Source organism: Rhodococcus sp. JG-3, from assembly GCF_000482405.1.
Lineage (GTDB): Bacteria > Actinomycetota > Actinomycetes > Mycobacteriales > Mycobacteriaceae > Rhodococcoides > Rhodococcoides fascians.
On sequence record NZ_KI519398.1, the window covers coordinates 651903 to 671279 of the forward strand.

Below are 19377 nucleotides of genomic sequence, written 5' to 3' on the forward strand. Positions count from 1 at the left end.
GCTCGATAGAGAACTAGGAGAGCACATGTCTGCAGCCACCGAAACCGCCATTCTCGCTGGAGGATGCTTCTGGGGAGCCGAGGAGCTCGTCCGCAAGCTGCCCGGGGTGGTCTCCACTCGCGTCGGCTACACCGGCGGCGAAGTCCCCAACGCGACGTACCGCAACCACGGCAACCACGCCGAGGGCCTCGAAGTGATCTATGACCCCACCCAGACGTCGTACCGGGATCTGCTGGAGTTCTTCTTCCAGATCCACGATCCCACCACGAAGAATCGTCAGGGCAACGACATCGGAGCCAGCTACCGCTCGGCCATCTTCTACCTGAACGACGAGCAGAAGCGCGTGGCCGAGGACACGATCGCCGATGTCGACGCGTCGGGCCTGTGGCCGGGCAAGGTCGTCACCGAGGTGACCCCGGCAGGAGATTTCTGGGAAGCCGAACCCGAGCACCAGGACTACCTGCAGAAGTACCCCGAGGGCTACACCTGCCACTGGGTTCGCCCGGACTGGAAGCTGCCGCGTCGCGCAACCGCCTAGGAGCGGCTGCGCCGCATGTGCATGGAACTTCGTAGCCTGCTACGAAGTTCCACTCACATGGGTAGGGCGTAACGCCCATTCCGGACGGCCGACGGTCCACAGGTAGAACTACCGCGCACATGGGAGCCGAACTTGCGACACTGATCCGGTGACACCCGACAGAACCCCTCGGTCGATGGCCGACGTCCTTCGTTCGCCGCGCTTCTGGCTCGCTCCGATCCTTGTCGTCTCGACCCTCATGTCGTTTCTCGCGGCCCTGTATCTGGGCGGTGTTCTCGATCCACGGGGCAACTTGCACGATCTGCCCATTGCGATCGTCAACCAGGACGAGGGCGACACCCTCGCGGGTGAGCAACGCAATATCGGCAACGACATCGTCGACGGATTGATTCAGAACGTCGATTCCGAGAAGGTCGCTTTCCGCGAGGTAGGCCCGGCGCAGGCCGAATCGTTGCTGTCCACGGCCGAGGTCTACGGCTCCATCGTCATCCCCAGTGATTTCACCAAGAGAATGGGAATCCTGGCCGAGGGCAGCATCGTTCCCGGTGATATCGAGAAGCCGATCATCACCGTCTACACCAATCCGCGGGCGGGTAGCTTCGGAATGTCGCTCGTGACCGGAGTGGCCACTCCTGCATTCGAATCGGTGAATCAGACCGTGGGCCAACAGATCACCGATCAGGTTCGCCAGCAGCTCGGCGACACTCCCCTGGCGGGCGCGAGCGCTCTGACGTTGGCGCAGCCGATCAATGTGATTGTTGCCCAGCACGATCCACTGCCCGACGGTACCGGCGGTGGCCTGTCTGCGTTCTACTACGCGCTACTGCTCGTCCTGGCGGGATTCACCGGTGCGACCATCGTCAGCACCCTCGTCGACGGCTTGTTGGGGTTCACTCCAACCGAAATCGGCCCGAAGTACATCCACCGCGGACCCACCCGGATCAGCCGGTTCCAGACGCTGTTGGTCAAGTGGCTGGTGATGTTCGTTCTGGCCATGCTCGTATCCGCCCTGTACCTACTGATCAGCCACTTGCTGAGCATGCCCATCACCCATGCGTGGACCCTGTGGATGTACGGCGCGTTCGCGATCACCGCCGTCGGATTCACGGCGCTGGCGGTGATGTCCGCATTCGGCACAGCAGGGTTGCTGGTCAACTTGGTCGTCTTCATCATCCTGGCCCTGCCGTCCTCGGGTGGCACGATTCCTCTCGAGGCGAGCCCGCCGATTTTCACGTGGCTGGCCCAGTTCGAGCCGATGCATCAGATTTTCCTCGGCACCCGATCGATCCTGTACTTCAACGCCTCGCCCGACGCCGGCCTGCTGCATTCGGTGGGTATGACGTCCCTCGGGCTGCTCATCGGGCTCGTGTTCGGCCTGGTGTTCACCCTTCTCTACGACCGTAAGGGCCTCGACAGAAGCCTCGATTCTCCGGGTGTCATCAGCTGACGCCGGTACACTCGATCCAATGCTTGCCGTCAATCCAGCCGGGAGCGTGGCACCCCGACGGGCCGTCCGCGCCTATCTCGACGTCGCCATCGTCGTTCTCGTCCTCGTGGGCACCAACCTCATCGCACACTTCACCACGGTGTGGGCGAGTATCGCGACGGTTCCGATCGCCGCCGTTCTCCTGGTGATCCTGTCGAACCGTCGCGGACTCGGATGGGCCGAGCTGGGACTGTCACCCAAGCAGTGGAAGACGGGTTCGCTCTACGCACTCGGTGCCGTCGGCATCGTCCTGACGGTCATCGCCATCGGTGCATTGCTACCGATGACGCGGCCCTTCTTCATGGCCGATCGCTATGCCACCATCTCTGCGGCGCTGGTCGCCTCGATGATCGTCATTCCGCTGCAGACGGTCATCCCGGAAGAACTTGCGTTCCGTGGGGTGCTGCACGGCACGTTGGGCCGCATCTACGGTGCCCGCGGAGTCTTCGCGGCGGGATCCCTACTGTTCGGTCTGTGGCACATCGCGTCCTCGCTCGGCCTGACCGCCGGGAACGTGGGACTCAGCGGATTTCTCGGCGGCGGGCTGTTCGGGCAAATCGTCGGGATCGCGCTCGCAGTCGTCGCGACCGCAGCAGCCGGGGTCGTCTTCACCTGGCTGCGCAGCCGAAGCGGGAGTCTCATCGCACCCATCGCCCTGCACTGGTCGTTGAACGGACTCGGCGCACTGGCCGCAGCCCTCGTGTGGCACGCATCGACGAGCTGAGCGACATGAAAGACGAGCTGCACCAATACCTTCGGATCGCTCGCCAGAACATGCTGTGGAAGCTCGACGGCCTCACCGAATACCAGAAGCGACGACCGATGACGCCGACGGGAACCAACCTCTTGGGGTTGGTCAAACACCTCGCCATCGTCGAATACGGCTACTTCGGCCTCACGTTCGGTCGTGAGTTTCCAGCTCGTTTCGCGGAATTGGAAGCAGAGGGCATGGCCCGGCTGAATTCCGACATGTGGGCCACCGCCGAAGAATCGTCGGAATCCATTGTCGCCCTGTACCGCGAGGCGTGGACGTATGCCGACAAGACCATCGATTCACTCGACCTGGATGCAGCGGGACGCGTCCTGCACTGGCCTGCGGACAAACAAGAAGTGACGTTGCATCGCGTACTGGTGCATCTGTGCATCGAAACGAATCGACATGCCGGACACGCAGACATACTGCGCGAATTGATCGACAACTCCGTCGGACTGCGCCTCGGCAACGAGAACATGGCCGACGGCGACGCAGCATGGTGGGCAGAGTACCGATCCGAGTTGGAAACCGTTGCTCTAGAGGCTGATCAAGCCCGTCCCGCCGACTGAGCCATTTTCGGCTCGACGGCTATTTTCGCGGTGTACCTGTCCAACCGCGATCGATGACCCGATTCAGCGCGACGACAGCCTGCGCGGAAATCCCGGGCAGTGATCACTGTCCGTCTACCGTTCTTTTTCTCGATTCTCACGGCCTTCCCGGAGCGCAGCTTCGATACCGGTGTCGCCCCTGCTATCGAAGCGAAGACCCCAGCCTGCCCGATCGCGCATCGGATGCACGTCCGACACGGATGTACCCCAAAATATCTTCGGCAATAATCTGCGCCCGCGGCCAACCACGCGTTGCCCACGCATCGATGCCACGATCCCCGGTGTGGAAGGGGGTGGAATTACCAGGAGAGGGGCAAAGTTTCGGTGAGCGAGACGTGTCAGGAATTTCCGGCCATGGCGATTGTTGGCGCCCACGTGCTTGACAACGAGACCGCCACCGAAACCGAGCTGAGCCCCAAGTCCTGGGTCCGCGAGCTGACCGAGCAGATTCTCGAGCAGGGCACCACCGAGGGGGCCGAGTATCAGGGTCTGCCTGTCGTGCTGTTCACGATCACCGGGGCGAAGTCCGGCAAGAAGCGGTACGTGCCCTTGATGCGCGTCGAAGCCGACGGCAAGTACGCCATGGTCGGTTCCAACGGTGCCGGTGCCACGAACCCGTCGTGGTACTACAACATCAAGGCAAACCCCACCGTCACGGTGCAAGACGGGACGAAGGTTCTCACCCTCCAGGCCCGCGAGCTCGACGGGGCCGAGCGCAAGAAATGGTGGACGCTAGCCGTCGAGTCCTTCGCTCAGTACGCCGAATTCCAGTCCCAGACAGACCGGCAACTCCCCGTCTTCATCCTGGAGTGACCCCGGCTGTGATCCCACTTCACGCCCCGTGCACGGGCGACACCCGACGTTAGGAACAGCCTTGAAAATCGGAATCTCCACCTTCGTCACCGACGACGGGATCGACCCGGTGTCGCTGGCTCGCGCCATCGAGGAGCGTGGATTCGACTCGCTGGTTGTTGCCGAGCACACTCACATCCCAGCCAGTAGGGAGACGGCGTTTCCCACCGGCGAAGAGATGCCCGACTTCTACTATCGGACGCTCGACCCCTTCGTCACTCTGGCAGCGGCCGCAGCGGTGACATCGAAGATCGAGCTGGTCACCGGTATCACCTTGCTCATTCAGCGTGATCCCATCACCACTGCAAAAGAATCCGCCAGTATCGACCTGATCTCACGGGGCCGGTTCGTATTCGGCGTGGGAGCGGGTTGGCTCCTCGAGGAGATCCGCAACCACGGCACCGACCCGAAGACACGGGGTGCACTGTTGGACGAGCAGATCGAAGCAATCAAAGCCCTGTGGACGAACGAGCCGGCCGAGTATCACGGCAAGCACGTCGATATCGAACCCTCCTACCTCCGTCCCAAGCCGGTGCAGACACCGCACCCCCCGATATTCATCGGCGGTGCCTCCGATGCGACGGTGAAGCGCGTCATCCGGCACGACGCCGGGTGGATAGCCAACCCACAGCCCGTCGATGTCATGTCCGCGCGCATCGATGCGATGCGCGAAGGACTCGGGCACGACGTTCCGTTGCTACAGTTCGGCACCCCCGCGGATCCCGAGTACTGGCACGCCTGCGAAGAGTTGGGATTCGGGCAGCTTGCGCTCATGCTGCCCACCGCGCCGCACGACGAATCGTTGAAAATCCTCGACGAGTACGCCGCGCTGGCGTCCGCGTACCGCGGGAGATAAAACCCTGGGCGCGTTCGGAAGTCGCGCGTCCACCCACACCGGTCCCCGCACCGATCCGGTGCGGGGACCGACCTAGCTTGCGTTCAGGAACCGGACGGCGCTGCCGGCGGTACGGGAGGCGTCGCACCATCAGCGGGTGCCGGCGGCGCGGGCGGAGTTGTGCCATCGGCCGGTGCCGGCGGCGCGGGCGGCGTCGCTCCGTCTTCTGGTGCGCACACCGCTCCCGGGCCACCTGCGCCCGGCCCACCCTTACCCGGACCACCATCGGCCGGTCCGCCCTTGCCCGGACCACCCGCGGGCGGGGCAGGCGGAGTTGCGCCGTTATCCGGCACGGCCGGAGTTGTTCCGTCCGCGGGTCCCGGTGGCGTCGGAACCGCGGGGACCGTAGATCCGTCGCCGGAATCCGTCGCCTCGGGGCTTGCCGGAACAGCGGGCACGTCCGACCCGCCACCGCCATCGGTTCGCTGTCCGAGGGCAGACGACGACGCCACGGTCGACACGCCAGGCGAGGCGTCGGGTCCGGTGGCTGCGAACACAGCCGCGGTCACCAGGGCTCCGATGGCAAGTCCCGCTGCTGCGGTCGCGGCCAGCGGCGCACGTCCCTTCCACCGCTTGGGCTTGTTCTCCCGAGCGGTGCCGGGCTCGGGGTTCGATGCGGCGGGAATCGGTTGGGTCTGATCGTTCACGTTCACTCCTTGTTCGGACTGCGTCGTTCGTTTCGGTCTGTCACCGACACTGCCGCCGCTAGCTGAAGTCACCCTGAAGCCGAGCGGATCTTCAGGATCACTTCAGCTGGTGGGTGACAATCGAGGCATGACATACAGTTCCGCTCCCCGGGTGATGGTGGTGGAGGATTCGCTACCCATCAGGGAAGCGCTCGTAGCGGCGTTCGAGGACGCGGGTTTCACCGCCGTGTCCCTGCCCGACGGCGACGACTTCGAGCCCACGATGGCAGGCTTTCGTCCCGATGTGGTGATCCTCGACGTCATGCTGCCCGGTGTACGGGACGGGTTCGATCTCATCGACGTCGTCCGGCAGAGCAGCGACGCGGGCATCATCATGGTCACCGCGAAAGATCAGCTGGCCGACCGGTTGCGGGGCCTGGGCGACGGAGCTGACGACTACGTGGTCAAGCCTTTCCAACTCGACGAGGTGGTCGCCCGCGCCAAATCTGTGCTGCGGCGTCGCGGTCGTTCTTCCGACGCGGTCCAGGTCGGTGATCTACTGGTCGACGAGCCCGCCGGAGTGGTCACTCGGGCAGGTCAGGTTCTCGATCTGACGGCGACGGAGCTCCGTTTGGCCACGTTCCTCGTCGCACAACGAGGACGTACCGTCTCCAAAACCTCTATCCTGGAATCGGTCTGGGGCTACGGCGCGTACGACGGTAACCTGGTGGAAGTTCACATCAGTGCGTTGCGTCGCAAGATGGAAGCGCATGGGCCGCGGTTGATCCATACCGTCCGCGGCTTGGGTTATGCATTGCGGGCTCCGCAGTGAAGCGGACGCCGACTCCGTCGCTTCGGATGCGGGTGGTCGCCACCGTCGTCGTATTGTTCGCGGCACTGCTGGTGATTGTCGGCTCGTCGGTGGATGTCGTTCTGGGTCAACAGCTTCGGCGTGATCTGGAGGCGCGGTTGTCGGACCGGGCAACTCGGGCTGTCGAGCTCGTGGAGAGCGGCGTCGGGCCCGGGGATCTGGTGCAGGCCCTGCAGGGCGACGCCATCCGAGTTCGTGTCACCGCTGCGGACGGCACGGTGTACGGCGCTCCCGGCAGCGGACCGCCTGGCCCGGACATCCGGCCTGCCACCCCGGCTCCGCCTGCGGGCCAGTCGCGAACTCCGAGTCCCCCTGGTCCGCCGGATCCTCCTGCGCCCCCGTCCGATTCGTTCGAGATCACCGAACCGTTGCCCGACGGTTCGACGCTGTCTCTCCTCGGCGATACCACCGCCATCGCCGATGTTCGGCGACAACTGCGCATCCTCATGCTGGGAGCGGGTGCTGTGACGCTGCTACTGGCCGCCGCAGCACTCACCTTTGCCGTACGGCGAGCACTGTCCCCGCTGGACTCGATGACATCGGTCGCGCGCCGAATAACCAACGGCGACAGGGGCAGACGGCTGCTTCCCACCAAACCGAACACCGACCTCGGCCGTACTGCCTCGGCCGTGGACGAGATGCTCGACGCCCTCGAGGACGCCGAGCGCCGCGAGGCCGCAGCGGCGCGCACAGCCCGCCTCGCCGAGGAGGACATGCGGCGCTTTCTGGCCGACGCCGCACACGAGCTGCGCACTCCCGTCGCCGGGATCTCGGCGTTGGCGCAGTCGCTGCAGCGCGACGCCGAGCATCGCCCCGATCGAGTCGCGCGCTGGAGCGAGCTGCTGGTCGGGGAATCGAGCAGGGCGTCACGCTTGGTGGGCGACATGCTCGATTCCGTCCGTGCGGAGAACACGTCGGATCTCGACGCAACCGATACCGACCTTGCCGACATCACCCGCCGCACCGTGGAGCGAGCAGCTCTGGTCATGCCGGATATTCGGTTCGATGTCGCTGCCGCGCAACCGATTATGGTTCACATCGATGTCGGACGCATCGAACAAATCCTGTCGAACGTGCTGGACAATGCCGGTCGTTTCACCCCGTCCGACGGCACGATTCGGGTAGCGGTCGGCCGGGACACCCACGCATTCGTCACCGTGGACGACGAAGGACCCGGTGTCGCAGAGGCAGACCGTGAGCGCATCTTCGAACGACTCGTCAGGCTGAACTCCGCCCGTGACCGAGCATCCGGTGGCGTCGGACTGGGGCTGTCGATCGCTCGAACACTGGCGCGCGCCCATGGCGGCGAACTCGTCTGCCTCGCAGGGCCTTCGGGCGCGCGATTCCGGCTGACTCTCCCCCTGAACGCGTGAACACCTGAAATCCCGAACATGTCAGCTACTCGACGATCAAGTCCATCAGCAGGCTGTCGTGCCAGCCGTCCGGCCCCTTCTCGTACTTGCGCATGATCCCGACGGGCTCGAAACCGACTGCGCTGTAACAGGCTATGGCCACTGCGTTGTCGGCGGCGGGATCGATCACCAGGCGGTGATGACCGAGACCGACTGTCAGGTAGCGCACCAGCGTGCCTACCGCGTCCTTTCCGACGCCGCGGCCGTGTACAGCCGGATCGAGGAAGATGTCGATCGACGCGTGCCGGTACATCGGGTCGGTCTCTTCGCCGTACTGGATCAAACCGACTGTCGCGGAGTCCAATTCGACAACCAGGCGGGTCTCTTCAGGGTTGTCGAACGGCCAGCTCTCGTCGGCGTCCTCGTCACCCCACCGCGCATGCACCTCGGGGGTGTGCAGTATTCGGCGTAGCTCCGGCACGTCCTCAGCGGTGATCGGCCGCAACACGACCCGTTCACCGCGGAGGTTCATGCCCGCCGACTACTCGACGCGCTTGGCTGCGCGCGCCGCCAGATCCTGGGCGTCGAGCTTGTCGGCTTCCTCCAGGGTCGGGGCACTGCCACCGAGTCGGGCCGGAACCCAGTACGCGCCGGGCTCGTGGTGGTAGCCCTCCTGAAGCTCGAGCAGCATCTTCTGCATGACCGACCGCAGCTTGTCGGTCAGTTCGTTCGGCGGCCCGACCGGCGCAATCGGTTCACCGACGGCAATGGAGATCGGAGTGTTGGTGCGGCCCAATCGCTTCGGGTAGCCCTTGGTCCACACTCGCTGCGCACCCCAGATCACCGTCGGGATGATGGGGACGCCGGCCTCGATGGCCATACGCGCTGCACCGGACTTGAATTCCTTGATCTCGAAGCTCCGGCTGATGGTGGCCTCGGGGTAGACGCCCACCAGTTCGCCGTTGCGCAGACTCTGCACGGCCGACTTGTAGGACTCCGCACCTGCCCCACGGTCGACGGGGATGTGCTTGAGCGCGCGCATGATGGGTCCGGAGATCTTGTTGTCGAAGACTTCCTTCTTGGCCATGAAGCGGATGTAGCGCTTCACTCGCCGCGGCGGCAACCCGGCGTAGGTGAAGTCCATGTATCCGGTGTGGTTGACGGCGATGACCGCTCCACCGGTAGCAGGGATGTGGTCCTCGCCCTCGACCTCGAACTTCAGGCCCTCGAACGCGAACACTGTGCGAGCGATGCCGATGACTGATCGGTAGACGGGTTCCACAGTCGGTTAGCGTAGTCGGTGGACGGGGTCGGAGAAAGGTCCGGCCAGGAGCGCGGTCGGGTCGTGCGCAGTTCGAGAAGCTACGGGGGAGAGAATTCACGTGAAGAACAGAGCGGCTTCACCGCGGCGCAGCCGAGTCTGCCGAACCGCGCTGCCGCTGATAGCGATGATTGCGCTGGTCGGTGCCTGCGATTCCGCGGTCGGGATCCCATCCGATCAGGACGCAGCCCCGTCCAGCAGCAGTGCCGGGTCCACCCCCGAGTCCGCGAATGCCGCCGGGTCGAGCACCCCAGAGCCCACCACCACCCCGGCACCGCCGCCCATCCCACCGGGTCCGCCCGTCGGCGAAGCCCCCGGAAATCCTGCGGCCGCCGCGGCACTACGGCCGTTCGTCAACGATCTCACCGGCGGCGGAATAGGTGTCGTCACCGCGAGGTGCTGGACTGTGCCGCCGACCGACATTCCGACGATGTACTTCGACACCGGCGCCATCCTCGCGGCGGTGGCGGCTCCCGCGGTCGACGGTCAGTACGCGGTGACGTGGACCGGACCCACGGCAACGGTCGCCATCAAACGCAGCGAGATCGCGTCAGGCTACGCCTGCCCTACCGTCTATCCCACCGGCACGACGCCGGTCTTCGACGCGACGGACGCGGTCTACACCGTCGATCGCTATCTGGGACGCATCGCCGGTATCCCCGTCAATCGGGGCGACGTCGAAGAGAGCTACCCGCTGGTGTGCGACAGCCGCGGCACGTGGGATCCGAACGGCACCGGGTCTCCTACTGCCCCACCTCTGGCCGAGAACCCGGCAATTCTGCCGAGCATCACTTCGTTCGATCCCGACAGCGTGTTCGTGACGGCTCAGAACGGCGTCTACACGCAGGTCAATGCAGACATCATCGACGCCTCGGGGGTGTACCAGAACCGCACGTTCCTGCTGGCGATCGGCGGCGAGGGCTACTGCATCGGCGACATCGCCTGATCCTGAACTACTTCAGGACATCGGTCCCGACGAAGGGCACGAGGGCTTCCGGAACCCGGACGGTGCCGTCGGCCTGCTGGTGGTTTTCGAGGATCGCCACGATCCACCGCGTGGTGGCGAGGGTGCCGTTCAGAGTGGCGGCGGTCTGAGGCTTGCCGTTCTCGTCGCGGTAGCGCACGCCGAGGCGTCGGGCCTGGAAGGTCGTGCAGTTCGAGGTCGAGGTGAGCTCGCGGTATGCCTTCTGCGTGGGGACCCAAGCTTCGCAGTCGAACTTGCGAGCGGCCGAGGACCCGAGGTCTCCGCCTGCGGTGTCGATGACGCGGTAGGGCAATTCGACCGCGGCGAGCATTTCCTTCTCGTACTGCAGCAGCTTCCGGTGCTCGGCCGCCGCGTCCTCGGGCTTGATGTACGAGAACATCTCGATCTTGTCGAACTGATGGACGCGGATGATGCCGCGGGTGTCCTTGCCGTAGCTGCCCGCTTCACGACGGAAGCACGACGACCAACCGGCGTAGCGCTTGGGGCCGTCGGCGAGGTCGATGATCTCGCCCGAGTGGTAGCCGGCGAGAGCAACTTCGGAGGTTCCGACAAGGTAGAGGTCGTCGGCTTCGAGGCGGTAGATCTCGTCTGCGTGTGCGCCGAGGAAGCCGGTTCCCGACATGATCTCCGGCCGCACGAGAACCGGCGGGATCATCATGGTGAACCCGTTCTTGACGGCCTTCTGCGCGGCGAGCTGAAGCAGCCCCTGCTGTAGCAACGCGCCGTAGCCGGTCATGAAGTAGAAGCGTGAGCCCGACACCTTGGCTCCGCGTTCCATGTCGATCAGGTTCAGCGACTCGCCGAGTTCCAGGTGATCCTTGGGCTCGAAGTCGAACTCGGGGACGTCGCCGACGGTCTCGAGCAGCACGAAGTCGTCCTCGCCGCCCTCGGGCGTTCCCTCCTCGACGATGTTGGAGATCGCCCGGTGAGCCGTGTCGAGAGCTGCGTCGGCCTCGGCCTCGGCTGCCTGGGCCGCCTTGACCTTCGCGGCCAGTTCCGATGCCCCGGCCAGCAGCGCGGGACGGTCCTCGGCCGAAGCCTTGCCGACCTTCTTGCCCAGCGCCTTCTGCTCGGCACGCAACTGATCCCCGGCCAACACAGCGGCGCGGCGGGAGGCGTCGGCGTCCAGAAGAGCGTCGACGAGAGCGGGGTCCTCGCCTCGGGTGCGCTGCGAGGCGCGCACTGCGTCGGGGTTCTCGCGAAGCAATTTCAGGTCGATCACGAGAGCAAACCTTACTTGCCGAGCAAGCCCAGGTAGTCCTCGCGTCCGAACATCGTGGCTGCGTCGATCGCCGAGGGGTGGCCGCCGTGTGGGTCGGCTCCGCCGTCGACGAGCAGCCGCACCACCTCGTCCTCGCCTTTGAACACAGCGCCCGCGAGTGGGCTCTGCCCCTTGTCGTTGGCCTTGTTCACATCGGCACCGCGTTCGACCAGCACCCGTACCGCATCGGTGTGACCGTGATAGGCGGCCAACATGAGCAGGGTGTCCCCCGACTCGTTGTGCAGATTCACCGGAACTCCGGCGTCGACGTAACTCGCCAGACCGACGGCGTCACCGGTACGTGCCATTGCGAACAGTCGACCGGCCAGCTCACTGAGGTCGTCGTCACCCGTTGGGTCGCTCATGTCGACCGAACATACTCGGGCATGATGGAGGGCGATGTCCGCTACAGAACCAGACCCCACGACGAGCGAGAGTCGGAGAACTCTCTCGGCCACCACTGCTCGACGCGGCCTCGCCATGGTGGCCGTCGGTGCAGTCCTGGCCGCGGGGGCAACAGTGTTCCTGTCCGGCGGATTCTCGACTCCCGAGAAGATCACCACGCATTCGACGGCCAGTGGCCCCGCCACCGCAGGTCCGGTGTCCGCGAAGTCCTTCGGTGCCGCCGACCCGGGCGTATGTCTGCAGTGGACGCCCACCGACGATCCCGAGACCGATCGTCAGGACCTCAGCGAAGTGCCGTGCGCCGACGCCCACCGCTTCGAGGTGGCCCGCGACATCGACATGAGCGTCTACCCCGGTATCGAATTCGGCCCCGGCGCGCCGTACCCGGGAGCGCTGCGCTTCGGTGAACTGCGCGACGAGCACTGCACCGCCGCCGTCGACGGCTACGTCGGTGCCAAGTTCGACCCGAACGGCCGCTACGGCGTCGGCCTGATGTTCCCCAGCCAGGCCGGATGGGCCAAGGGCGAGCGCACGCTGCGGTGCGGTGTGCAGATGCCGTCGAACACCGGTGCGCTGCTCGAGATGACCGGCTCGATCCTCGACCAGGACCAGTCCAAGGTGTGGCCGACGGGCACGTGCATCGGAATCAACCAGAACGTGCCTGCCGACCCGGTGGACTGCTCGACTCCCCACGCGTTCGAGGTTGCCTCGGTGATCAACCTCACGCAGCAGTTCCCCGGCGGGCATCCGTCGGAAGGCGACCAGGACGCGTACCTGGAGAAGACCTGCACCGACGCCGTCAACGGATACCTCGGCTCGGAGAACGCGCTGCGGGACAAGACGTTGACGTTGTTCTGGGACACGATCGACGTCTCGAGCTGGCTCGCCGGTAGCCGTCAGGTGACCTGCTCGGTGGGCAAGGAACTCGACTCCGGTGGATTCGCGACCATCGTCGGCAGCGCGAAGGGCGACATCCTCATCAACGGTGCCGCGCCCGTACCGCCGCCCGCAGCCCCCGACGGCCGCGCCCTCCCGACTCCGCTGCCCGGTGCCGCTCCGATCACCACCGGAGGCTGACATCCCCACGCACATGACCCGCGTCGATTTCGAAGAAGCGGTGTCCGACGCTCTCGACACCCTGCCGCGAGAACTCACCGACTTCATGAACAACGTGGTCGTCCTCGTCGAGGAGGAGCACCCCACCGAGGACATCCTCGGGTTGTACGAGGGAATCGCGTTGACCGAACGCTACGAATACAGCGGACACTTGCCCGACGTCATCACGATCTACCGCAAGCCGATCCTCGACATGGTCGACGACGAACACGAGGCTCGACGCGAAATCGCCATCACCGTCGCGCACGAAATCGGCCATCACTTCGGCATCGACGACGAACGCCTGCATCAACTGGGATTCGGCTGATCGCGCTCGCCCCCGATCGCCACCCCCACCCCCGTAATGCCACCCCCGGTTGGGATCAATGTGGGTTTCAGTCGGTCAGACTGCAACAAAGGCGCATTGATCCCAACCTGGGGGGGCGGGCAAAACAGGGTTAAGCCGAGACAGCCTCTCGACGAACCGGCCGCACCGCGCGGTCGGTCAGGAACGCGAATCCCAGTCCCAGAGCCAGCCACAGGGTTGCCTGCGTGGCCAGTGACGAGAGTCGGAATTCCCACAGCAGGGTCGCCGGGAAGTCCGAACCCACTTCGTTCACACCCGGTAGAAGTGCGTAGCCCACAGCGACGATCACGAGGAACGCCACCGTCGGAGCACCGACGCGAACCGCCACCGACGACTGCGACGCCACCGCCTTCGCCACGTAGATCGCGACGCCCACGGCCAGCAGACCGAGAATCACCGACGCCAACCACAGCCAGGTGCGCTGGGTGATCGTCTCCGGGTCTCCGACGGCCGGTGGGTTTGCCGGGTACTTGAAGAACGGCACCGCTTCGATTGCCAGCCATCCGGCCCCGGCTCCGAGGAGCGCGAGGATCGAGCCCGGGAGCGAGCTGAACCGTCGGGCATAGTGCAGTACCGACGCGAAGATCGCGCCGAGTGCGAGTCCGGCGAGTCCGGTGGCGAGGAACAGTCCGACGCGTTGCCCGTCGCGACTGACGAGGGCGTCCTCGTCTCCGTGCGAGTGCGCAGCAGTCGCATCGGAGTCGGCGTGGTGTGCCTCGCCTGCTGCTTCTTCGATGGAGATGGCCGAATCGACGTGCGGCTCACCGATGACGAAGGCAACTCCGCCGGCGAGCAGTCCCGCGACGAGACCGGCGAGCAGACCTCGCACCAGCAACTGAACGAATGTCCCGGTCAGTGGCATGGCAGGCCCAGCAGGTGGCGGCCGTCGTGCATGAGTTCGTGCATGTACATGCCACTGCGCGAGATCGCGCCCTGGTCGAATCCGACGAGGTAGAGCACAACGAATGCGAGCAGTATCGTCGCGGCGACGATGACGGCGAGGGCCGCCGATTCCGTCGTGTTGCTGGGTGCATGAAGTATTGCCATGGGGGTGTCCTCCTGGGATTGTGCGTCCCGTAGTCCCTTCGGAGTCGAAGGGACGGCCATGCGATGTACGAGTTTTCTGGCTCTCGAATTCGGACATCTGCCCGACGTCGATCACAGTGGCGCAACCGTTCCGGATTTTCACCGGATTACCTGCGTACATCGCGTCTTACCTGCGCACTGTGGCACCGCGTTCGACTCTCTGTCAATCACTGTCCTCGAGAGAACACAGTCCGATGCCACAATGACGCGGTGACTGCGCCTACGACCCGCCTGACGTTGGTGAGCCACGCAAGGACCGATGCGATGCGCTCGGGCCGCTTTCCTGCCGACGAGCCACTCGACGAGGCGGGTGTGCGCGCACTCGCCGAGGTGACCGACTTTCCGCGTGCCGACCGAGTGGTGTGCGGCCCGGAGCTGCGGTCCCGATCCACTGCCGACATCTTCGGCAGCGACGTCGCCGTCGAACCCGCGTTGGCCGACGTCGCGTACGGCCGGTGGTCCGGTCTCGAGATGACCGATCTGCCCGACGCCGACGCGATGGCCTGGCTCGGCGACCCGGCATTCACACCGCCGGGCGGTGAATCTCTGGAGGCGTTGTTCGCTCGCGTCCGGACGTGGCTCGACGAGGTCGGTTCGACGCCGGGCCGCACGCTGGCCGTGACCGCACCCGCGGTGATCAGGGCCGCGGTCGTGCTGGTGCTGGCGGCACCGGTCAGCTCGTTCTGGCGGGTCGACGTCGCACCGTTGACGCGCACCTCGATCCATCGCCGAGGCTCGCTGTGGACGACGGATTCGGTGGCACAGAAGTCTCTCTGAATTCTTTCCGGCATCGATGGAACCGATCCGGGCACGGCGGCGTCCTACCTACCGACAGCCCAGTTCGTCGATCGCAGGGAGCGTGCTCATGACCGTCATCAAAGTCGATCCGGTGGCTCTGCAGCTCGCTGCCTCGGAACTCGATGCGGTCGCTGCCCGATTGCAGGCCGCCGTCACTGCGACGGCTCTTCCTGTTCGGCCGCTACCGCCGGGCACCGACGAGGTGTCGCTCTTGACCGATCGCTTCTTCGCCACCGCGGCCGATACCTTCGGCCCTGCTGCAGCACAGGGTATTTCGGAGCTACACCGGGCCGCCGAGGAACTGCGCAAACAGGCCGCGGACTACCTGGCCACCGACGACGACACCGCCGGAGGCCTGCCGGGGCTCGCCGGCATCTGACGCACTCATCGACCGGCAACGGTTTCGAAAACGACACGGGGGCTCGAACATGATGGGGGCTGGACAATGACGCTCGGTGTGACAGGTGTGGTGTGGCTACCACGAACTGCGACAGGAAATTCGACGCGACTGTTGGGGCCCGGGCCGGTGCCTCTACATGTCGCAGGCGGGGCCTGGGGTTCGGTGGCCGCGGCCTTCACCGAGGCCTCGGTGAGCATCGCCGCCATCACGACAGCTCTGACTGCAGGCTGGGAGGGTGAGTCGGCTCTCCTCGCGCAGGCCGCCCTCGCCCGGTTCGCCACGTGGACCGGTGCCACCGCACTGAAGGCGGCGGCACTGTCGATCGAAGCCCCCGCCGCGGGAACCTCGTACGGCGTCGCACTGGCCACCATGCCGTCGCTCGTCGAGATCGGTGCCGTGCAAGCTGCCAAGGTGACGGCTGCGTCGACCGGCGGTGCACTGAACGGAAGTTACGAGGCAGCCGAGGTCGCAGATCGATTGCTCGACATCCGCGCAGCCATGGTCATGGAGGGTTTCGAGCTGGTCTCCTCGCACCTGATCGCGAAGACGACGTTCGATCATGCGCCCGCCATCGTGTCCGAATCCGGCAGTGGTCTCGGCAAATTCGCCAACGGTGCGCTGATGACGTCTCCCGTTCAGGCTGCGGTCGGCAGTTTGATGGCCGCGACTCAGAACCCCGGCGTCGCAGCCGCAGCCGGGCAGCTCGGCAGTGCCGCCACCTCGATCGCCGGAACAGGCGTATCCACGGTGGCCACCGCGGCATCCAACCTGGTCTCGACGCCGCCGCCGATTGGACCCGGATCCGGCATCGGCCACTCCTTCGCACCCGGTGGTTCGGGACCTCACGCCGTCGGGCCGGCATCCACCCGTCCGGTGGCATACGGCGGACTGGGCGGAAGCATCGGCAGCATCGGCGGCGGACTGGGAGTGCCCGGCTCGGCGTCCAGTCCCCTCGGCGGTGGACCGGCGCTCACGGGTGCAGTACAGAGCAGTCCTGCCTCCGCGGTCGGCGCACCGACCGCAGCCGAGGGCGGACTCGCTCAGCGCGGAACTGGAACTGGTGCTGCGCCCGCGTCGGGAACACGGGCGCAGGACGACGACGAACACGACACCCCGGAATACCTGAAACAGTTCGAGCATTTCGCCGACGGCCGCACGGTGGCACCGTCGGTCATCGGAGCAGACCCAGCCCTCGACAACATCAGTGAGAACGGCCGGTGATCGACTTGGGAACCGTGCCGGTGGGCCACACACTGCCGAGTGCCGCACTCGGTGTCGACGAGATGGATTTCCTGGTCGACGAACTCTCGATTGCCGAACTACCCGTCGTGCTCGACGTCTTCCCACGCTTCGACGACGCGAAAGCCCGCGACCGTGCTGTCGACCGCGGCCGTCAGGCCCTCGCGGCGGCAGGACTGTGGGACGGCACCGCGGTCCACGAGGACGTTCGCCACTGGCTGCGGGTCCTGGAACAACCCCGCTGGTACGTCTCGGCGCGACAGTTCGAGGGCGACACCGTTCCCGTGACTCGGATCTGCATCGCATCCGACGACACCATCGCGGTGTCGGCGGTACGGCGAGAGAACATCGTCACCCTGCGCGTCATCGCCGGGGATCCGGCTCGCGATCTCGTCTCGTCGCTGGGATCGGCACCGCCGTTCGATCCCGGCAGCATCAACGCGCCCACCGACCTGCTGGCCGAGGCACTGGACGCGGCACCGTCCGACGTGGGGGGCACCGCTTCCCGTCTGCGCAGCATCGGAATCGCCGACGACCGGGCCCTCACTCTGGCCGCGGCGATGGCCACGTGCGCGGGCAGGACCGAGATCACGGCCGTGACCCGCAGGCACGGGACTCGACGCGGGGCCGGGCGTCCGGTGGCCCTGTTCGACACCCGCGCCGGACGGATCGTCGCCACCTCCGCTGTCGCCGCGGACGGTCGTTCGTGGAGCTCGTTGACCGGCGCGTCGGATCACCGGGTGACAGCGGCTCTGACAGAGCTGATCTCGTCGGCCAAGGACCCAGCGACCACCAACCCAGCGACCACGAACCCAGCGATCGGCAATCCCGCGATCAGCTGATCGGGTTGTCTGCCTTGTCGCTGCCCTTGCCCTCGAACGGCGGCAGGAACGTGCCCCACTTGGCGCATGCCCAGCCACCGTCGAGTAGCGGCAACAGCTCGATTGTCTGGGTGTTGTCGAGATGGTTGTCGGCGGCGAAGGTGCCGTCGACACCGGTGAGGGCCGCCGCGACCAGTCGAATTGCGGCCCCGTGGCTCACGACGACGACGTCTCCGGCGGTGTCGTCACCCAGGTACTGTCCACGCAGCTCGTCGAGCACCGGGACGTAGCGCGCCAACACTGCGCGCCCGCTCTCGCCGCCCGGCGCGGCTGCATCCAGATCTCCGGTATGCCACCGGTAGAAGATTTCGGTGAACAGTCGGTGCGCCTCGGGATCGTCTCGATCTTCCAGTTCTCCGGCGGACGTCTCCTGGATACCGTCGGTCACGACGAGGGGCACTCCGGTGCCGCGCTCGACGTAGCCCGCAGTCTGCTTGGCGCGCAACGCAATCGACGAGACCAACACGGCGGGGGGATTACCCAGCCGCGTCTGCGCGTACGCCTCGGCTTGTCGGTGCCCGAGCTCGGTGAGTTCGGCTCCCGGCGGCGCTGTGTCCAGCTTCTTCGCGACGTTGGAGACGGTCTGCCCGTGCCGAACGAGAATGAGCTTGCCCATCACAGATCACCCCGACCGGAACGGATTTCGGACAACCACTGCACATGCTCGTCGATCGGTTGCGGCACCGAACCTCCCGATGTCGTTGCTGTGGGCCATGATCCGAGGAAACGTAGTGGCATCTTCCGGTGGAACGCGGTCAGCGCCTCGGCGACGAGGGGATCGTCCACATGCCCGGCGCAATCGACGAAGAACATGTAAGTGCCCAATTGCGAACGGGTAGGGCGTGATTCGATGAACGTCAGATCGATGTTGCGAATTCCGAACTCCGCCAACGCTGCCGGCAGCGTACCCGGGTCGTTCGGCGGCTTCAGCACCACCGAGGTGCGATCGGCACCGGTGCGGGCAGGCACCGGCTGCGGCGGAGTCACCAGCACGAAGCGGGTGCGCGCACCCTCGACGTCGATGATGCCGTCGGCCAACGTCGGCAATGAGAGCCGCTCCCCGGCCAAGCGTGTCGAGACGGCGGCGTCGACCACGCCGGCGGCAACATCTTCTGCTGCACCGGCATTCGAGGTCGCGGACTGCACGACGGCGTCGGGCATCGTGGCCTGCAACCACTGCCGGACCTGGCTGAGGGCGATGGGGTACGCGCTGATCGTGCGGGCCGAGTCGAGAGTGACACCGGGTCCGCCGACGATGGTGAAGGCGACCTCGATCTCCGTCTCGGCGACGATCTGCAATCGCCGTCCTTCGGACAATGCGTCGAGCGTCGGCGGCACGGCCCCCTCGATGGAACTTTCGATGGGAACCACTGCGGCGTCGGCGGCACCGGATCGAACGGCCTCGAGCGCCGCGGGCGGGCTCGCGGCCGACACCCTCTGGACGTCCCCGCTCAGGCCGACCCCGTCGAATGCGCCGAGCGTTTCGAACTGCGCCAGCGCCATCTCCGTGAACGTTCCCGATGGGCCGAAGTAAGCGATGCGAGGCACGTCTCGAGG

Annotated in this window: 24 protein-coding genes and 1 riboswitch; of the genes, 15 read left to right on the forward strand and 9 right to left on the reverse strand. The window is 65.7% G+C overall.

Annotation, left to right across the window (positions count from 1 at the left end):
• Positions 1-25 precede the first annotated feature (25 nt).
• From msrA to K414_RS0104315, 6 genes are all read left to right on the forward strand, one after another.
• Entirely contained in the window at positions 26-538 is a 513-nt protein-coding gene (gene msrA, locus K414_RS0104290; protein ID WP_027494823.1) for a peptide-methionine (S)-S-oxide reductase MsrA, read from the forward strand.
• A 175-nt stretch (positions 539-713) separates the two neighbouring features.
• On the forward strand, positions 714-1985 hold the full coding sequence (locus K414_RS0104295; RefSeq protein WP_027494824.1) for a DUF3533 domain-containing protein: 1272 nt from the start codon (positions 714-716) through the stop codon (positions 1983-1985).
• 19 nt (positions 1986-2004) lie between these two features.
• On the forward strand, positions 2005-2748 hold the full coding sequence (locus tag K414_RS0104300; protein ID WP_027494825.1) for a CPBP family intramembrane glutamic endopeptidase: 744 nt from the start codon (positions 2005-2007) through the stop codon (positions 2746-2748).
• Between the two features lie 5 nt (positions 2749-2753).
• Entirely contained in the window at positions 2754-3347 is a 594-nt protein-coding gene (locus K414_RS0104305; protein ID WP_051365305.1) for a DinB family protein, read from the forward strand.
• A 393-nt stretch (positions 3348-3740) separates the two neighbouring features.
• A complete protein-coding gene (locus K414_RS0104310) occupies positions 3741-4199 on the forward strand; it encodes a nitroreductase family deazaflavin-dependent oxidoreductase (RefSeq protein ID WP_051364931.1) in 459 nt (152 codons plus the stop codon).
• 61 nt (positions 4200-4260) lie between these two features.
• A complete protein-coding gene (locus tag K414_RS0104315; RefSeq protein ID WP_027494828.1) occupies positions 4261-5094 on the forward strand; it encodes an LLM class F420-dependent oxidoreductase in 834 nt (277 codons plus the stop codon).
• An 83-nt stretch (positions 5095-5177) separates the two neighbouring features.
• On the opposite strand, the gene K414_RS28095 is transcribed toward K414_RS0104315, so the two are convergent.
• Complete coding sequence (locus K414_RS28095; RefSeq protein WP_152530359.1) at positions 5178-5780, reverse strand: hypothetical protein; 603 nt, start codon at positions 5778-5780, stop codon at positions 5178-5180.
• 127 nt (positions 5781-5907) lie between these two features.
• Between K414_RS28095 and K414_RS0104325 the strand changes: the two genes are divergently transcribed.
• Both K414_RS0104325 and K414_RS0104330 read left to right on the forward strand, forming a co-directional pair.
• Positions 5908-6591, forward strand: a complete 684-nt coding sequence (locus tag K414_RS0104325; RefSeq protein WP_081701528.1) for a response regulator transcription factor — start codon at positions 5908-5910, stop codon at positions 6589-6591.
• Positions 6588-8003, forward strand: a complete 1416-nt coding sequence (locus K414_RS0104330; protein WP_237606128.1) for a HAMP domain-containing sensor histidine kinase — start codon at positions 6588-6590, stop codon at positions 8001-8003. The genes K414_RS0104325 and K414_RS0104330 overlap by 4 nt, the downstream gene beginning before the upstream one ends.
• A gap of 25 nt (positions 8004-8028) precedes the next feature.
• Here the strand turns inward: K414_RS0104330 and K414_RS0104335 are convergent, their stop codons facing one another.
• Positions 8029-8514, reverse strand: a complete 486-nt coding sequence (locus tag K414_RS0104335) for a GNAT family protein (protein ID WP_027494832.1) — start codon at positions 8512-8514, stop codon at positions 8029-8031.
• A 9-nt stretch (positions 8515-8523) separates the two neighbouring features.
• Positions 8524-9264, reverse strand: a complete 741-nt coding sequence (locus K414_RS0104340) for a lysophospholipid acyltransferase family protein (protein ID WP_027494833.1) — start codon at positions 9262-9264, stop codon at positions 8524-8526.
• A 100-nt stretch (positions 9265-9364) separates the two neighbouring features.
• Between K414_RS0104340 and K414_RS0104345 the strand changes: the two genes are divergently transcribed.
• Positions 9365-10249, forward strand: coding sequence for a hypothetical protein (locus K414_RS0104345; RefSeq protein ID WP_027494834.1), 885 nt, complete (start codon positions 9365-9367; stop codon positions 10247-10249).
• 7 nt (positions 10250-10256) lie between these two features.
• Here K414_RS0104345 and serS read toward each other — a convergent pair whose 3' ends face one another.
• Both serS and K414_RS0104355 read right to left on the reverse strand, forming a co-directional pair.
• Positions 10257-11510: a serine--tRNA ligase gene (gene serS / locus K414_RS0104350; protein ID WP_027494835.1), complete on the reverse strand. Its 1254-nt coding sequence runs from the start codon at positions 11508-11510 to the stop codon at positions 10257-10259.
• A gap of 11 nt (positions 11511-11521) precedes the next feature.
• Positions 11522-11914, reverse strand: coding sequence for an ankyrin repeat domain-containing protein (locus K414_RS0104355; protein ID WP_027494836.1), 393 nt, complete (start codon positions 11912-11914; stop codon positions 11522-11524).
• Positions 11915-11948: 34 nt separating this feature from the next.
• Between K414_RS0104355 and K414_RS0104360 the strand changes: the two genes are divergently transcribed.
• Both K414_RS0104360 and K414_RS0104365 read left to right on the forward strand, forming a co-directional pair.
• Positions 11949-13031: a septum formation family protein gene (locus K414_RS0104360; protein ID WP_027494837.1), complete on the forward strand. Its 1083-nt coding sequence runs from the start codon at positions 11949-11951 to the stop codon at positions 13029-13031.
• Positions 13032-13044: 13 nt separating this feature from the next.
• Positions 13045-13377, forward strand: a complete 333-nt coding sequence (locus K414_RS0104365; RefSeq protein ID WP_027494838.1) for a metallopeptidase family protein — start codon at positions 13045-13047, stop codon at positions 13375-13377.
• Between the two features lie 130 nt (positions 13378-13507).
• Here the strand turns inward: K414_RS0104365 and K414_RS0104370 are convergent, their stop codons facing one another.
• On the reverse strand, positions 13508-14278 hold the full coding sequence (locus tag K414_RS0104370; protein WP_027494839.1) for a CbtA family protein: 771 nt from the start codon (positions 14276-14278) through the stop codon (positions 13508-13510).
• Complete coding sequence (locus tag K414_RS0104375) at positions 14269-14463, reverse strand: CbtB domain-containing protein (RefSeq protein ID WP_027494840.1); 195 nt, start codon at positions 14461-14463, stop codon at positions 14269-14271. Before K414_RS0104375 ends, K414_RS0104370 begins: the two co-directional genes overlap by 10 nt.
• A 50-nt stretch (positions 14464-14513) precedes the next feature.
• A riboswitch (cobalamin riboswitch) is annotated at positions 14514-14648 on the reverse strand.
• Positions 14649-14712: 64 nt separating this feature from the next.
• On the opposite strand from K414_RS0104375, the gene K414_RS0104380 reads away from it, so the two are divergent.
• The 4 genes from K414_RS0104380 (at position 14713) to K414_RS26005 (ending at position 17781) form a co-directional block, all read left to right on the forward strand.
• Complete coding sequence (locus K414_RS0104380; RefSeq protein ID WP_032366732.1) at positions 14713-15279, forward strand: histidine phosphatase family protein; 567 nt, start codon at positions 14713-14715, stop codon at positions 15277-15279.
• A gap of 88 nt (positions 15280-15367) precedes the next feature.
• A complete protein-coding gene (locus tag K414_RS0104385; protein ID WP_027494842.1) occupies positions 15368-15679 on the forward strand; it encodes a PE family protein in 312 nt (103 codons plus the stop codon).
• A 66-nt stretch (positions 15680-15745) separates the two neighbouring features.
• Positions 15746-16921, forward strand: coding sequence for a PPE domain-containing protein (locus K414_RS0104390; RefSeq protein ID WP_027494843.1), 1176 nt, complete (start codon positions 15746-15748; stop codon positions 16919-16921).
• On the forward strand, positions 16918-17781 hold the full coding sequence (locus tag K414_RS26005; RefSeq protein ID WP_051364935.1) for an ESX secretion-associated protein EspG: 864 nt from the start codon (positions 16918-16920) through the stop codon (positions 17779-17781). The genes K414_RS0104390 and K414_RS26005 overlap by 4 nt, the downstream gene beginning before the upstream one ends.
• Here the strand turns inward: K414_RS26005 and K414_RS0104400 are convergent.
• Positions 17774-18439: a histidine phosphatase family protein gene (locus K414_RS0104400; protein WP_027494844.1), complete on the reverse strand. Its 666-nt coding sequence runs from the start codon at positions 18437-18439 to the stop codon at positions 17774-17776. The genes K414_RS26005 and K414_RS0104400 overlap by 8 nt on opposite strands.
• Entirely contained in the window at positions 18436-19368 is a 933-nt protein-coding gene (gene pheA, locus K414_RS0104405; RefSeq protein ID WP_027494845.1) for a prephenate dehydratase, read from the reverse strand. Before pheA ends, K414_RS0104400 begins: the two co-directional genes overlap by 4 nt.
• Between the last annotated feature and the right edge of the window lie 9 nt (positions 19369-19377).

Bases quoted from the DNA above. Each gene is read 5' to 3' on its own strand.
- msrA (WP_027494823.1), top strand. From the start codon at position 26: ATGTCTGCAGCCACCGAAACCGCCATTCTCGCTGGAGGATGCTTCTGG.
- K414_RS0104295 (WP_027494824.1), top strand. From the start codon at position 714: ATGGCCGACGTCCTTCGTTCGCCGCGCTTCTGGCTCGCTCCGATCCTT.
- K414_RS0104300 (WP_027494825.1), top strand. From the start codon at position 2,005: ATGCTTGCCGTCAATCCAGCCGGGAGCGTGGCACCCCGACGGGCCGTC.
- K414_RS0104305 (WP_051365305.1), top strand. From the start codon at position 2,754: ATGAAAGACGAGCTGCACCAATACCTTCGGATCGCTCGCCAGAACATG.
- K414_RS0104310 (WP_051364931.1), top strand. From the start codon at position 3,741: ATGGCGATTGTTGGCGCCCACGTGCTTGACAACGAGACCGCCACCGAA.
- K414_RS0104325 (WP_081701528.1), top strand. From the start codon at position 5,908: ATGACATACAGTTCCGCTCCCCGGGTGATGGTGGTGGAGGATTCGCTA.
- K414_RS0104335 (WP_027494832.1), bottom strand. From the start codon at position 8,514: ATGAACCTCCGCGGTGAACGGGTCGTGTTGCGGCCGATCACCGCTGAG.
- K414_RS0104355 (WP_027494836.1), bottom strand. From the start codon at position 11,914: ATGAGCGACCCAACGGGTGACGACGACCTCAGTGAGCTGGCCGGTCGA.
- K414_RS0104360 (WP_027494837.1), top strand. From the start codon at position 11,949: ATGTCCGCTACAGAACCAGACCCCACGACGAGCGAGAGTCGGAGAACT.
- K414_RS0104365 (WP_027494838.1), top strand. From the start codon at position 13,045: ATGACCCGCGTCGATTTCGAAGAAGCGGTGTCCGACGCTCTCGACACC.
- K414_RS0104370 (WP_027494839.1), bottom strand. From the start codon at position 14,278: ATGCCACTGACCGGGACATTCGTTCAGTTGCTGGTGCGAGGTCTGCTC.
- K414_RS0104375 (WP_027494840.1), bottom strand. From the start codon at position 14,463: ATGGCAATACTTCATGCACCCAGCAACACGACGGAATCGGCGGCCCTC.
- K414_RS0104385 (WP_027494842.1), top strand. From the start codon at position 15,368: ATGACCGTCATCAAAGTCGATCCGGTGGCTCTGCAGCTCGCTGCCTCG.
- K414_RS0104390 (WP_027494843.1), top strand. From the start codon at position 15,746: ATGACGCTCGGTGTGACAGGTGTGGTGTGGCTACCACGAACTGCGACA.